The sequence below is a fragment of the Moritella sp. genome, from assembly GCF_013215705.1.
GTDB lineage: Bacteria > Pseudomonadota > Gammaproteobacteria > Enterobacterales > Moritellaceae > Moritella.
Genome location: NZ_JABSQR010000036.1, coordinates 39,795 through 53,671 on the forward strand (window position 1 = coordinate 39,795; position 13,877 = coordinate 53,671).

The window sequence follows — 13,877 nt, forward strand, 5'->3', positions numbered from 1 at the left end:
TTTAAGTTAATGTTACTCACCGCTTTAACCTTTTATTAATATAAATCCCACATAAACGCAAACTACCTATAAAGTATTAATATTTTACATTTTAACCCTTGTATTTTTAAGGTTTCTTGTTGTATGGTTAGCTTAAACATACAACAAAAAGGTAAAGCAATGAGTAAATTAAAAGGTATTCAAATCACTAAAGCTGACGATCAGCGTCTTAATAATTCAATTTGGCTCATTGATGAAAGTGCAGAGCAAGCAAGATGTATTGGTACTGTTGATGATGTGATCGCACAAGACGCCATTGTTAATTTAGCTGAGCTAGGTAACTTTGAGTCGCGTGACATTGCAATTGAAGAGCCTGCTAAAATAGAAGGTGGCCAACATCTAAACGTGAACGTATTAACACGTGAAACACTCGAAGATGCAATTAAAAATCCGAGTGCTTACCCACAGCTAACAATCGGTTACAATGGGTAATTAGTTTAGATCGAAACAAGGATTTAACCACTTATTTTAAAGTAAATACATGGGTTTACCTTTCTAAGTTGTAGATGAATATAGCGAGAAGTGCTTCAGTCTAAAAGTACAGAATTGAGACCGAAATCTTGACTGATCTTGATGATATTTCAGTCTAAATATCAGAAAAACTAAAAAGTTGAATCGAAATTTAAGGAATAATATTATGATTCAAGCTATACAAATCACTAAGATAGATAAGGATAATCTATTGAACTCTATCTGGCTGCTAGATACAGAAAATAATAAAGCTCGTTGCTTAGCTGCTCTAAAATCGCAATCTCTCGTTGAAGGTGGTCAGCACCTATAATATTGGAAAGCATTACTACTAAAAAGTTTGACTTACTACTTTTTTAACCAGTTATAACAAATGCTTGGTTGGTCATAAAAAGGAAGGTTCGCTCATATTTTTTATTAGTCATAGTTTTTATAAAATTAGACTTCAGAATATTATTAAGCCATAAAAATAAGAGTTAAGAGAGTATAATCATGATTTCAGCAATTCAAATTACAAAATCAACTAACAATGATCTACTAAATTCAATCTGGATATTAGATAGTGAAAAAAACGCAGCTCGTTGTCTTGGAGCTTTAAGTGGTTACGACACTGACCAAGTAATCCCAACCGAAGACTTAGGTGATTATGAGTCTCGTGAAGTAACTCTAGAAATGCAATCACAACCTAAAATTGAAGGTGGTCAGCATTTAAACGTGAACGTTTTAACACGTGAGACTCTTCTGGACGCTATTGAGCACCCAGAAAATCACCCACAACTGACCATTCGCGTAAGTGGTTACGCCGTAAGATTCAATTCTCTTACTCCAGAACAGCAAAAAGACGTTGTAGCTCGTACTTTTACAGAAACCATGTAAAAGTAAGATTATGAAAAAAGGCGCTTTATAGCGCCTTTTTGTTTTTATAGGCGTCTAAACGCTTTTCTTATTCCAGTCTCCAAAATTGCCAATAGTTACGTTACTTTCAAATTCTTTTAATTTAGCCTCTTTGACATCATCGGGGATCGCTTCAAACAGAGCCACCGTCAGAGAATGATGCAAAGCCAACTGATTCACCATTGATTCTTGTATGTCAGCGTGTTGAACCCTGTAACTGACAGAAGTCTCTTCCGATTTCTTAATATCGGTCTTTAACTCTTTGATTTTACTCTCAGCTTTATCTACAAGTACACCGCTTTGAATTGGCATCTTGGTTTCACTATCAATGAAGTCACCCTCATCAGCCCACTCCGCAGTAGGGTGACTCTGTTTGATTTGTATAAACTTCTTCACTCTGGGGTAGTGTTTGAGAGAACCATTCGCCTGATTAGCCTCAATAGCAACATTGCTGTCATTAAGGCGATGGGTTCTTAGCTTCTTTGATTTAGCTGTGCCGTTGACCAATCTGTCTATAGCATTCAATAACTTATTCTGTGTTTTAAGCTTCTGGTCTTCTCTTGAATTATTAGTCATTACACTACCACCGTCACAGGTATAATCAATTTTTCCATATCTTCTGGAACCGCAAATTTCTCAAATTTCATATCCATATCAGTCATTATTTTTTCAGCAGCACGAATCTGCACAACACACCTGGTTACAAGAGACACAGATACCTCATCGTATTCTTGTGCAAGGAGAAGGTCTCTCATCATTTCTTGTCGCACTTGCTCTGCATACGTTCCAAATTCGAAAAAGTCGAAGCCGCAATCGATACAGTCAGATAAATCAACTGAAATTCGGAGGGAGCAATTACCATTGGTGCAGTACATATTAGGAGCAATAGCATGCATGTGCGCATTACCAGAGTTGAGCATCTGCTTCCAGTACGCCTTGGAAAACACCCTGTCGCCATTACCCTCTTCGTAATAGCTCTTGCCGTTTTTAGCGAGGTTATCCATTACAGCTTTGGTTTTACCCCCGCCAAGTCGTTCTTTGTTGGCTATCTTATTGTAAATCCTAGCTATAATTTCCGATTTTTGGTCAGCTCGCTCATTCTCAATCTCTCGGTGCATCTTGGCAAACGATGATGCATTTCTGGCGTACCATCTTGTCATTGCAAGTGAAAAATGGGAAAACTGCTGTTTCAGCATTGGGTATGTCAACAGCTCGTATCCGATAAGATAGAAAGCGAGTGAGCGACGAAGCTGATGAGGATTAAACTTGTATTGCTCTCCTTCAGTAAGGTTTGTTGTACGGTCTGGATTGGATAGATCCAGTTGACGGATATCTTCTGAATCGAGCTTGTATTCATGTTTATCGAGTGTTTTTCTTACCCACTTATTGATATTGGCGGTATCTTTTTGCTGTGGTCGGTGCTTTAACAAGCTCTTAAATCCACCAAAGAATTTGTTTTTATCAGACTTAAACTGTTCGCGCAGAGGTGTGTGTATAGCGTTGAGCAACTGGTAGGCTCTTGCGCCCACTGCTGTTGTTACATATACATCATTGATGGTGTTTGTGCCTTTTTTTATCTTCGATTGCCGAGTTGTCAGCAGGTATATTTTTTGGCCTTTAATGGTTGCCGTTTGCAACCCATAAATAGGGTGTATACGGTAAAGTTCATCAGTCCGCATCCCAGAGTAAGCCTGGATTAAGAATCGGCAACCCCCATCTATCTTTGCTAAGACACCCTTAAATTCAGTTATAGACTTGTAATATTCAATGGATATTTCCAACTCATAGCTCTCATGTACAGTATTTTCTGTTGGGTGAGATTTGATATTGAATGCATGAAATGTGAGGTCTAGCTTATCAAACAACTCTATCCATTCCTTGCCATATCGGTGATTATCTGCAACCTCAATCCCAGCTTCTGCAAAGGATTCCTCTAAGGTTTGAACAGACCTTTTAGTAAGATACGCAGGAAACTGACCTTTTCCCGTTCTTATTGCATTAATCATTCTGGCTTGGGTGGATAACTGAAGTTTCTGTATCCGCCTGATTTTCGCAGCCAACTCATCCCTGACTTTATAATATTTATTTACCTCCGCTTCTGCTTCACTGATTAGCAATCTGTATACTTTCAGGGGGATAACAGCGTTCTGCTCACCATCTCTAATGTCATTAGCTTCTGGAAATAATGCAACGGTAAACTTACCTATATCTTTGAAATTAATTGGTAAATCTAACCTTGAAAACCTATTCAGTGATGATAAGGTCTTCTTCTTAAGTCCCATATGCCCCAAGTCGAGCATCATCCTTAATACATCAGTTGTCACCTCAGAAAAACTAGACATATTTAGCTCGACGGCAGCAATAATGACGAATTTAAGCGGGTTGATGGTGCCTACAATCGTGGCTAGGTTTTCCGTTGGTTTTCTCTGAAAGAACATATCTGATAAAGCAAAGCATTTCAGCTCATTTTTCATTCTACGAGGCAGAATGAACCCTGCATCTACTTGCCTGCCAGGTTTCTCATAGGCATAGAAGTGTATATTTGCCAGATGTTTATCTTCGATTTCTGACTTTGTAAGAATATCCTTCAGAGGCCAGATATCATCACTAAACCTAAGTAGCACTTCTCCATTTTCACCTATGATAATGGGTAGGTCTTCAATCGCATTCCAATCACCAGAAGCAATCACTGGCATCATGACTTCTTGAATGTATTTTTTTTGATTACGAGCGTACTTTTTCCAGCTTTTGTAACTAAGCGGAGATTCAAGCTGTAAAGCTGTATTTGAGTTCATCATTATCAATCCTCTAAATCATAATCTGTGCTATTTGCATACTTTGCGTGAGAGGATGTAACCCTTCCAGAATCAGCCTCTCTTCTGCTTTCGAAACTATCTCGTCATCAATATTCATCTGAACAAGCAATCTGAAGTATGTTGCTTTTTTCAGTAGCGCATCGTCATCATCAGGGCGTAGATCAGCCCTATCTTCTAAAATCTGAATGAAAGAGAGCGTCTTGTAGACTTGATTAACATCATTTACCAGCTTCGCGCTCTTGCAAAAACAACACTGGTCGAACTGGTAACAAGTAATATCGCCATCTCCTACACCTAAGTTTTTGGCTCGCTTAGCTGTGGAACGATGGGTGTCACTTGTTATATCTTTATTGATATCGCATTTACCGTTACAGGCCGTACCGTTCTGATTTATATGCAGGGTTTTGGATTTCTTGTACTCATCAAACTCCAGAACATCAATCTTAAGGCTCTCTTTTACTTTTTGGATAGCATCTTCTTTTGTATCCCCCTGGAATAGCCTACTGGCTATCTCAAGAGCCTGATAAGTTATGAGTTGGTTTTGCTCTGGGTCTCCGTTGGCGTAGGCCGCATCAAATGTGCCTATGGTGTTACCTAGTACCACTGATGCATTAAAGCCGAAATCTTCATCGTTATATTCTAGCTTTGCTGTCAGAGCGCGGAATCGCTTTGCTGTGAGGTCAAGGTAAAAAGAACCGGGAGGTATTGCTAATAGTCTGATAGTGGTGTGTATGGAGGGTATTCTTTTATCGTCCGTCCACTTATAAGATAGGAGCCCATTATCTTGCGGAAACGGCAGTAGGTATCGACTATCTGAAACACTGAAAGCCCAGGCTTCAAGCTCCTTTAGGAATGGTTTATATTCTGATGGCATGGTTATGCGACTAGCTGCGCCATCTTTCTTGTTAAATGTGGCGATTACGTTGCCATCATCATCAGAGCTATAAGATAATGGCAATAAAGCCCCATAAAAAACTTCAGGCTTGTTGTATGCGACCAGTAGCCCCGCAGCACAAGAAATAGCCTCTCTGTGCGCCTTATTTCTCTTTACGACGGATACCTTCTTACTTAAGTACACACCATCATCCCGCGAATTTCTTTTGATGGAAAGTGCTAGATTGTTGCTGGCATGGTGGAAGCCAGTATGAAGTATATGCGCAACGGGGGTCGTGTCGTTAACTCTGATATCCAAGAGTTGCGAGACCCTGATTAGAGATTCTGTTTTGAACTTTACTGGAGAGTTGTTGGTATCTAGGTGGAAAAACAACGGAGATCCTTTCTCTGTGCGCCCAAACATCTCCCCCAGACTTACCTGTTTTTCAATAAGGATTACGCCTGTCCGTTTCTCAATGTTTATGTCAAATTCGCTCTCGTTTACATCAACAAGACAGGTATCGTCAGTCAGAAAGGTTTCTACAAACTTTCCTGCTCGTGTCTTCCATAGCGATAAGTTTACGTATTTAACGGACTTTTCCTTTGCTAGCCGTTTTTCAAACTGGATTGGATGTGCAGCACGTAAAATAACGCCTCGGTTCATCGCTGTGTAATAAGCAAACAACGCGTAACCGATACTCATACAGAGATTGAATGGGTTATCAGTTTTGCCGAGCCCCTTAATGTGTAGGCTCCCTAGTTTATCGCTCAGATGCACAATTGTTGGCAGGGTTGGATTGAAGTCCGTTCTGGTTGAATTACCGTTTTTCAAGTAGTCATATAACTTATCAAATGCAGGCATTAATATGGTCAATGCATTATCTGTGTCATCGGTGTTATAGGGGATTGTTAGTTTTCTTTCTTCATCCGTAAATTGGTCATGCTCATCTTTCCATGACTCGATATAGCACCCTGACATTCGCAGGTACATTCTCACACAAGATTCACTTTTCTTGGCTGTTGACTCAGTTACACCGAGTCCTGCTCCGTCATCCATATCAAACAGAAACAGGGGTATCTCATCGTTTAATTTGATTTTTCGCCTAAGTTCGCCATCGTCCCCAGCATACGCCAAATAACCCTCTTTTGAGAAAGGTAATAACCCATTGAAGTCACAGAATTTTATATAGACTACAAAGGAAAAATAAGCAGAGGAAATGGTTGAAACAGCTCGACCATCTTTCATTTTGTTCTGCGCAGCTTTGGCTATTTTTCTTACATATGCCATTCGTTCTTCAATCTGATGATTATTCCTGTTACAACCGAAATAATAAAGTGTCGTTAGATCTACTTCAAGAGTATTCGCAAGATTATCTTTTGGTAATGTAAGCCATTCGGCACTAAACACATCATTTTGTCTTGATGAACGCTGTTTTATCGAACTACGTTTTAAATCTGAGAAAGGACTTTTCCTAGCCATATTTGTACCTTTAGTAAAGCAATGTTGCCGCAGCATTCTTTCTTGCTGCTGAATTAAATCTGATGATTTTTGTATCTAGGAACTGAGCGTATACGCGAGTCATCTCGATGTTTTTGTGACCCATTAAGTCTTTTAGCTCATCAAGTAGCATTTCGAACGGAAGCCCCGTTTTTTCATGTTGGGTAAGTAACCATCTGGTCGCAAAAGTTGAGCGCTGGTCATGGGGTCGGTAATACCAGAGTGGGATCGCTTTGTCTCTACGTCTGTTCAACTCATCATGAAATTCTGCCACTTCAGGGTTTATAGAGCTTGTTATGTCTGTAAATTTAATCTGCTCTTCAAGTTCAGCGATAATCTCAGCTCTGATTTCTCCGAAAAAATACTGCAATGAATTCTTGCTGTAACTGCCAGCCTCTCTGTTCGTTACAAATAATCTGCCGTGGTGCTCAATTTGATTAAAGTCTTTGTTTACTTCAACATCATGTTTTTCCAAGAAATTCATGCGCTCATCAGATAACTTGTACTCATAAAGCTCTTGCATTAAATCTGCTGGAACTTCAATGGCTCTCGTCTTGTTAAACTTAGTTTCGCAACCGTTCATTTCATTACCTATAGAGATAGTAATTACCTCTTCACCGAACTTAGGTTGCCTCACAACGAATTCAGGGAATGTTACAACTTCTTGTACCCGCAATCCTACTCTTGAGCATAATTTACACATCAAGCTTGTAGGCTTTTTCTCATACTTTTTAAGCTTTGATTCGAAAATAAGTCTGTCCGACGGGATCATAGGTTTTAATTTTTCATGAGCTTCTACACCTAGTTCATTTGCGTAATTTGTGAAGCGTAGAACTAAATCCGATGTGGCTATCATTGTCGTCTCTTCATCAGTGATGTCATCATCGTCGTCACGAGGCATGTTTCTCTTAGGAGAATTCAGCACATGAGCGAGAATTTTTTTATCAGTAATCTGTTGTTTTGATGTACCTTTCCAGCGTTTTTGGACTTGGAAAAACTCAGGCCGATAAGGTATATAGTCTTCTCGGATGATTAACATTTTATTAGTAATCAACCAGCCATAATATTCTGCCACTGTACGTATATTGAATATTGCTGTTGATGGTGCAATTCCTCGCTCTATAACTATTCCAGTTTGTGGGTCTCTGACGTGCATATTGTCAAACATCCAGTCCCCAAATAACCACGGAGCGCCATACTCTGGTTCCGCAGTGAGAGAGCGATATGTCATTGGTTCTTCGATACCTCTGTCGTTTTCCCAGTCACTCATATAGCAAAATCGTGAAAAAGCCAGCAGTGCATCAGCTTTGCGCTGCACCGTGGCATATTTCCTGGTCGTTTGCATTTTGTGATGTAAGAATAAGTTCTCAGCCAGAAGAGGAACACCCTGTAGGTTCAAAATCATTGAAAGTTTCTTTGTGAATACAACCTTCTTCCCATCGACCTTCTTTGCCTTGTGCCTTGCGATAAAGTTAGGCTTTACCTCACCATCTTCTGTGATTTCGAGTTTGAGTCTGGGGTACACAGGTACTTCAACAGAAATGACAACAAAGTTGTGTAACAATTGTCGGTTTGGAAATATTCCACGAGACTTGTTGAAGAGGCGTTCTTCTTCGTGAAATTTTGTTGATTCGTCAAAAAAGCCATCTTGCTCCTTAATATCAAAAGTCTCTGCTGTATCCATAACTTGCCCCTCCATAACCTATTGTAAGTATAATGCTAGAACAGGTTTAGTCTAAAATGCAGTCTAAAAATTATATTTACGTTTATTAATCAATCATTGTGACGCACTTTACACTTTACACTTTACGGGTTGCACTTTACGTGTCTGTAATCTGTAAAGGAGAATTTCAATGGATGATATAGTTAAGAACGACAAGCAAACCATAATTTTCGCAGCATGTGATGAGATGATAAGAGAGGCAAAACCTATCGATAAAATCACATCAAGAGAAGTAGCAACAAGAGTTGAATGGTCACACACTGTTGTTGCTCCTTACTTGAAAGGATGGCGTGAACAACGCGCCAAAAAAGAGCGGGAAGCTGTTCAGCAAACACAGATGAGTAAAAATTTTGTGAAAGCTCTACATCTTGAAGTGCAAGAGCGGATTACAAAGATACAAGATGTTGATGCCGAGCAGTATGCACTACTTGTCGCTAACAAGAGTGCCATTTCGGTGTTAAAGTCGGTTTCCAGATATGGTCGATTTAGGAACCAGTGTTATTCATATCCTTAATTTAGCTTTGGTCTGTTTTCTGTAAAGACAGCGCATGAGTGATGGTTGTTAATACAAAACTAGCCATACGAAATAGCATCGCTATTTTAGCGAAAGTGCTAAAACGTAACTAATTCAGCTAACAAAACCGAAAGAGCAAAAATTCTCACTTTTTGTACCCATGAACTAGGCGTTAATCTCCATTTCATCATACTTTCAGTAATGCGAACGATACCCTTTAGAGTATAAAATCTAAGCCACTTTTGTCCATCAATGGCTTAAGGTGATCGCTCTAAGCCGAAACTGCCCCAAACTGTGTTAGAGCAGTTACTCACTCATAATATGAGCATATCGGTTTGCGCATACATTTGTTCATATGAGGAATTTGTCATATCACAACAGCACTAGCGAACTCTATTGCGAGTTCAATTGTGGTCCAGTTTTGGTTAGATTAGTCTTTATGTTTAATAGCCCGCATATGGACGATTTTATTCTAAGATCAAGAAAACCTCCATCTAGGAGGCCAATTTCAATGAACCACTACAGCTACTTAAAATATAATTTTATGTTTTATTTGAAGTAGCCAATATTATTGATAAACCAATAAAGCAACCACCTGTAATTTTATTAAAAGCGTTTATATACTTTTTAATTGAAGGTGAAATAATTTGCGCGCCCATAGAGTAGAATAAAAGAGAAAATGTAGAGCACACAAGCAGTGTTAATAAAAGAATAGAAAATTGTAAAACCACATTGCCATCTGGATTAATGAAGGGAAGAAATAGCGCGGAAATAAATCCAATTGCCTTTGGATTTACTAATGAAACGCCAATCCCTTGAAAGTATAGTTTTACGAAACTAATTTGCTTCACCTCTGAACATGCTTTTATAGGTGACGATGCTTTTGACTTCCACATTCTAATTCCAAGTATAAGAAGGTAGGCGGCTCCCATATATTGTAACCAGATAAATAATGTTTGTGATGATTCAAGTAATATACCGAGGCCTAAAACAGACATAAGAGCAAGTAAAGTTAGTCCCGAAAGAATGCCCAATATTATAGGCCATGATTTTTTTGCTCCATAATAAACACTATGGGTTATGACAGATAAAATCCCGGGTCCTGGCGTAAGAGACGCAATCAAGCATATAGTGACAAAAACCAACCAACTTTCAATCGACATAAAATATCCTTATAAGTAACATTAATGAAATCCCAAACATCTACAATGGCGTAGTTTCTACTCTTGGTTTAAGAACTACAATATCAGCGTTCACCTTACTTTAACAAGTAACTGTGTAGTCTAGTCTCCATTAAGATATTATACGACTGCGCATACGGTAAGAGGCGAATGTTAAACCCCATTTAAAATGTCATGTCACCAATAGAAATGTCGCTTTTGGTATTCATTAAAGATATGTAACAAATGGCGACAAATCAATTTATCTATCACCTCTTTGAGGAGCTTGGTTTGAAGTGTGCTAGCGTAAAAACTTTTACAACTACCCCCTCTATGTAAGAAGCGAATTTGTGAATAAAAAATTAATATATTTATGTGAGTTATTAATCTATGTATATCGGTGAAGCATCAAAAAAAACAGGCTTATCTATAAAGGCTATTCGATTTTATGAGAAAATAGGACTGATCAGCCCGCCAGAAAGAGTTGGTCGATATAGGATATACAAAGATACAGAAATAGAACTTCTTCTACTAATTAAAGAGGCAAAAGAGTTAGGGGTAACACTGTCTCAACTTAAGGGCGTTATTGTTTACAATCATGGCAAGGTTGATTGGGCTAAGATAAAACTATTTTTGGCTGAATTAAGAAAACAGTTATATCATCAAATCGATGATATAAAGAAAAAAATAGCCAACCTTGACGCGTGTTATGACCAAATAAATCCTTAGCCAAGTGCTTGACTCTACCCTAATGAGGAGACTGTAGAATGTATCTCAGATAACCCATGTTGGAGAATGAGATGAAAGGTTTAGTCGTTAATAGTGAAAATAATATCGAGCTAAGAAACAGCTTGATAGGGCCTATAGCAGGACAAGGCGAAATACTAATTCAAATAAAAAGCGCGTCGGTTAATCCGTTTGATGTTGAAAGTGCGAAGGGAACTTATGACGGTTACTTTGCTGAATATGGTTTTGATAAAGAAGTAAAAACTGGACTGGAATTTTCAGGTGTCGTGATGAGTGACGGTGAGAAGTTTAGTAACGGTGATAATGTATTTGGCTATGTCCATATGTTAACTGGGTGGAAAACCCATGCAGAATATATAGCCATTGATGAAAACTATGTGGCTTTAATGCCAGATGAATTGAGCCACTCTCAAGCCGCGGCCATTCCACTGGGGGCATTGACAACCTTAGTTGCTTTGCAGGATTTAGGGCATCTAAAAGCGGGCATGAAATTATTGATTAATGGAGCTTCTGGTGGTCTTGGTATTCTGGGTATCCAAATCGGTAAGATTTTAGGAACACATGTATCTGCGATTGCCGGAAGCGAGCAAGAGGCGTTCTTACTCTCTTATGGTGCGGATCAAGTCTATGATTACAATCAAACCAAAATTGGCGATATTGCCGATACCTTCGACGTTATCCTTGATTTAACCAATGTGCAAAAACTAGAACACATGAAACCGCTGCTAACACCAACTGGTATTTTTATTCCAGGTGAACCGAATGATGAAAATGGTGGCTTGCTAGAGGATCCGCAAGTGGCTTATTTGATGGTTGCACATGGTGACGTTACCAAGCTAACGCGAATTGCAAACTGGGTGTCCGAGGGAAAATTAAAAGCCGTCATAGATAGCGAGTTTAGCTTTGCTGATTATCAGCAGGCCATTGCACGTGTGAAAGTAAAAGGCAAAAGAGGACGGATAATCATGAGCTGGTAACTATTTTTTATGGTCTTTATACTAAAGACCAAACATTATTCTACAGACGTTCCATTACACGAGTGTAATGGAACGTAATAAATTTGTAAGTAATAAGCTCCTATATTATTCCTAATTGTTATTTACCTTGTTGGAGTCATAACTCTAACAAGGTTTTGTCCATCAATGGCTTAGGGTGACGCTCTAAGCCTGTGACCGATCTAAGCCGAAATTGCCCCTAAGTGTGTTAGAGCTTTAACTCACTCACAATATGTACATATCAATTTACCATACATTTTATCATGCAAAATTTACCAACTAAGTTAATCCTACTTATGTGTAATGAAAAAGACTAGATAGGCTGATTTTATACAGTGTTATTGGTATTTCGGTGAACGCAGTCTCAATTTGTCAAAAGGCAGTCAGGTTTATCTTGTAGCCTAGAATTAATGTCAATATACTCAATTACATAGCTAGCCTTGTATATAATTTATAAGACTAAATAAATAATTTACAGGACGGCTCGTTTTCCCATAAACATGTAATTAATAAATTTGATGTATAATCTTATTTTTCAATTGATTAATCTACTTTTATTAAGGTGAATGAATTTGGGAAATCGAGAGTCCTGTTATACAAATGTTAGAAGCTAATTCGGGCAGTGCTAAACTAACACTGCCCTCAATTTGTTATTTGTTATTTGTTATTTGGGTTCTTCTGTTGCCCTTTGTTACCGTGAACTTTAGCGTACTGCTCGTTCACGCCTGCTTGACCTTTATTTGCGTTTTTCTGATTTGCATGGTTGTTCTGTGGTGTGATTTTCTTAGTCATGGTAATACCTCTTATATATGATTAAATAGATGAACTCATGGGGGCATCCACCCCGTAGAGTTCGAGTACACTTTACTCCACAGTGTGGGGACATTTGGGGACAGAATGGATAATTCTTTAGGCGTAACAAATAAACAACGGGAAATTAAACAGATACTTAAGCAAGTTGGGTGGAGCCAAAGGCAATTTTCTGGAAAATATAGTATCGATGAAAGTGATCGTGATATTGAAGAATACGAGATAAATAAATTCCAAGAGTCCTTTAAAAAACAATTAAACAGAAAGACAACAAAACTTGAAACTCTAGACAAGTATATTTCCTATATAAAGAATACCTGTGAGTTCAAAAAACTAATAAACTCTGGAGAAACTGAAAAATTTATACCTTTAACTGGGCTTTTTGAAGATTACAAAATAATTTTAAATGAAGAAAATGACACAACGTACCGAAAAGTTTTAGAGGTGGCAGCAGCTTATGCTTTAGCTATAGGTTCTGCTTGGAGCTTTAATATTGTCCAATTAGAGAAAGATGAGTTTCAAAGTAGCTTCTTAGTCATCTGGGAAGGCGATGTAGGTCATAATCATGGCTCTGGTACTTGGGGTCCTGCAATGTGCAAAGTGGTTACTAGTCATTTTGGTTACTATTTTGTCAGCTCAGGAGAGCATCACTTTGAAACAAGTTTGAGGTGTATTTCAGAAGTGATAGGTTACTCCAATAACGAATTAATTCTTATCGGATATAAGTATGGTGATAATGATGCCAATAACTATCCGTCTTTAAAGCATAAAGTTCGTATGGTACAAGACAATGAAGATAAATGGTCTGTAATAGACTGCAAGTTTATCGGAGATCGCTTCTAACATATAAGAATAGGTGTCGCGCAGCCGACACCTTATTCGAGTGTTGAGCAAGCCCAAGCCCTTCTTTATATAGTAAATAACGTGTTTGATCTTGGCGGATACTTCGTCTTGGGGTTAAACCCAAGACGAGCTAAATAGAGATAAACAACAGACCTGTTATTTATCAATTAACTAGCTAGTTGTACCATAAATTTAATATCTCCAACTGTAATGTTAATGCCATTATCCTTATTATGTTCGCCTTTCGGCTAGGTCGTTCGTGTGATACCAACGCACTTCATTTCATGCTGACAGCAAGGGCAAATTCTGATGGCTTTCGCAGTAAACGTTGCGACGAGTTTAGGCATGTTCCAATTGAACTGATGCAGCAATATAGCTTGAATTCGCACTCTCAGCCGTTTGGCATTACCATGTAAAAAACCATAATCCCGCACTCGCTGTAATCCTTTGGGAAGCACATGTTGCAAGATGAGCCAGAGAAATTGCAGCGTCGGTAA

13 protein-coding genes are annotated in these 13,877 nt (G+C 38.5%); 6 read left to right on the forward strand and 7 right to left on the reverse strand.

The window, feature by feature from the left end; translation table 11 throughout:
* The first annotated feature begins 159 nt into the window (after window positions 1–159).
* On the forward strand, window positions 160–471 hold the full coding sequence (locus tag HRT96_RS19505) for a glycine radical domain-containing protein (RefSeq protein WP_293159964.1): 312 nt from the start codon (window positions 160–162) through the stop codon (window positions 469–471).
* A 528-nt stretch (window positions 472–999) separates the two neighbouring features.
* Window positions 1,000–1,383 (forward strand): autonomous glycyl radical cofactor GrcA, encoded by a 384-nt coding sequence (grcA, locus tag HRT96_RS19515; protein ID WP_293159966.1) that lies wholly within the window; start codon window positions 1,000–1,002, stop codon window positions 1,381–1,383.
* 54 nt (window positions 1,384–1,437) lie between these two features.
* Here grcA and HRT96_RS19520 read toward each other — a convergent pair whose 3' ends face one another.
* The 4 genes from HRT96_RS19520 to HRT96_RS19535 are packed head-to-tail and all read right to left on the reverse strand — an operon-like array spanning window position 1,438 to window position 8,272.
* The gene (locus tag HRT96_RS19520) at window positions 1,438–1,977 is read right to left on the reverse strand and encodes a hypothetical protein (RefSeq protein ID WP_293159968.1); all 540 of its coding nucleotides are present in this window, start codon (window positions 1,975–1,977) and stop codon (window positions 1,438–1,440) included.
* Entirely contained in the window at window positions 1,977–4,199 is a 2,223-nt protein-coding gene (locus tag HRT96_RS19525; RefSeq protein WP_293159970.1) for a hypothetical protein, read from the reverse strand. The genes HRT96_RS19520 and HRT96_RS19525 overlap by 1 nt, the downstream gene beginning before the upstream one ends.
* Before the next feature lie 10 nt (window positions 4,200–4,209).
* The gene (locus HRT96_RS19530) at window positions 4,210–6,570 is read right to left on the reverse strand and encodes a hypothetical protein (protein ID WP_293159971.1); all 2,361 of its coding nucleotides are present in this window, start codon (window positions 6,568–6,570) and stop codon (window positions 4,210–4,212) included.
* A 10-nt stretch (window positions 6,571–6,580) separates the two neighbouring features.
* Window positions 6,581–8,272 (reverse strand): site-specific integrase, encoded by a 1,692-nt coding sequence (locus HRT96_RS19535; protein WP_293159973.1) that lies wholly within the window; start codon window positions 8,270–8,272, stop codon window positions 6,581–6,583.
* Between the two features lie 169 nt (window positions 8,273–8,441).
* Between HRT96_RS19535 and HRT96_RS19540 the strand changes: the two genes are divergently transcribed.
* A complete protein-coding gene (locus tag HRT96_RS19540) occupies window positions 8,442–8,825 on the forward strand; it encodes a hypothetical protein (RefSeq protein ID WP_293159975.1) in 384 nt (127 codons plus the stop codon).
* A gap of 542 nt (window positions 8,826–9,367) precedes the next feature.
* On the opposite strand, the gene HRT96_RS19545 is transcribed toward HRT96_RS19540, so the two are convergent.
* Window positions 9,368–9,988: a LysE family translocator gene (locus tag HRT96_RS19545; protein WP_293159977.1), complete on the reverse strand. Its 621-nt coding sequence runs from the start codon at window positions 9,986–9,988 to the stop codon at window positions 9,368–9,370.
* A gap of 387 nt (window positions 9,989–10,375) precedes the next feature.
* Between HRT96_RS19545 and HRT96_RS19550 the strand changes: the two genes are divergently transcribed.
* Both HRT96_RS19550 and HRT96_RS19555 read left to right on the forward strand, forming a co-directional pair.
* Window positions 10,376–10,714 carry a MerR family transcriptional regulator gene (locus tag HRT96_RS19550; protein WP_293159979.1) on the forward strand — a complete coding sequence of 113 codons (339 nt, stop codon included), beginning with the start codon at window positions 10,376–10,378 and terminating at the stop codon, window positions 10,712–10,714.
* 71 nt (window positions 10,715–10,785) lie between these two features.
* Window positions 10,786–11,709, forward strand: a complete 924-nt coding sequence (locus HRT96_RS19555; protein ID WP_293159981.1) for an NAD(P)-dependent alcohol dehydrogenase — start codon at window positions 10,786–10,788, stop codon at window positions 11,707–11,709.
* 675 nt (window positions 11,710–12,384) lie between these two features.
* Here HRT96_RS19555 and HRT96_RS19560 read toward each other — a convergent pair.
* Window positions 12,385–12,519 (reverse strand): hypothetical protein, encoded by a 135-nt coding sequence (locus HRT96_RS19560; RefSeq protein ID WP_293159983.1) that lies wholly within the window; start codon window positions 12,517–12,519, stop codon window positions 12,385–12,387.
* Window positions 12,520–12,624: 105 nt separating this feature from the next.
* Between HRT96_RS19560 and HRT96_RS19565 the strand changes: the two genes are divergently transcribed.
* Window positions 12,625–13,380 carry a hypothetical protein gene (locus HRT96_RS19565; RefSeq protein WP_293159985.1) on the forward strand — a complete coding sequence of 252 codons (756 nt, stop codon included), beginning with the start codon at window positions 12,625–12,627 and terminating at the stop codon, window positions 13,378–13,380.
* A 248-nt stretch (window positions 13,381–13,628) separates the two neighbouring features.
* Here the strand turns inward: HRT96_RS19565 and HRT96_RS19570 are convergent.
* A partial coding sequence (locus HRT96_RS19570) for a transposase (RefSeq protein WP_293159987.1) occupies window positions 13,629–13,877 on the reverse strand: 249 nt, incomplete at its 5' end.

What these genes read in the sequence shown, in the direction of transcription:
- HRT96_RS19530 (WP_293159971.1), bottom strand. Translation starts at nt 6,570, where the DNA reads ATGGCTAGGAAAAGTCCTTTCTCAGATTTAAAACGTAGTTCGATAAAA.
- HRT96_RS19505 (WP_293159964.1), top strand. Translation starts at nt 160, where the DNA reads ATGAGTAAATTAAAAGGTATTCAAATCACTAAAGCTGACGATCAGCGT.
- HRT96_RS19560 (WP_293159983.1), bottom strand. Translation starts at nt 12,519, where the DNA reads ATGACTAAGAAAATCACACCACAGAACAACCATGCAAATCAGAAAAAC.
- HRT96_RS19555 (WP_293159981.1), top strand. Translation starts at nt 10,786, where the DNA reads ATGAAAGGTTTAGTCGTTAATAGTGAAAATAATATCGAGCTAAGAAAC.
- HRT96_RS19540 (WP_293159975.1), top strand. Translation starts at nt 8,442, where the DNA reads ATGGATGATATAGTTAAGAACGACAAGCAAACCATAATTTTCGCAGCA.
- HRT96_RS19565 (WP_293159985.1), top strand. Translation starts at nt 12,625, where the DNA reads ATGGATAATTCTTTAGGCGTAACAAATAAACAACGGGAAATTAAACAG.
- HRT96_RS19550 (WP_293159979.1), top strand. Translation starts at nt 10,376, where the DNA reads ATGTATATCGGTGAAGCATCAAAAAAAACAGGCTTATCTATAAAGGCT.
- HRT96_RS19545 (WP_293159977.1), bottom strand. Translation starts at nt 9,988, where the DNA reads ATGTCGATTGAAAGTTGGTTGGTTTTTGTCACTATATGCTTGATTGCG.
- grcA (WP_293159966.1), top strand. Translation starts at nt 1,000, where the DNA reads ATGATTTCAGCAATTCAAATTACAAAATCAACTAACAATGATCTACTA.
- HRT96_RS19520 (WP_293159968.1), bottom strand. Translation starts at nt 1,977, where the DNA reads ATGACTAATAATTCAAGAGAAGACCAGAAGCTTAAAACACAGAATAAG.
- HRT96_RS19525 (WP_293159970.1), bottom strand. Translation starts at nt 4,199, where the DNA reads ATGATGAACTCAAATACAGCTTTACAGCTTGAATCTCCGCTTAGTTAC.
- HRT96_RS19535 (WP_293159973.1), bottom strand. Translation starts at nt 8,272, where the DNA reads ATGGATACAGCAGAGACTTTTGATATTAAGGAGCAAGATGGCTTTTTT.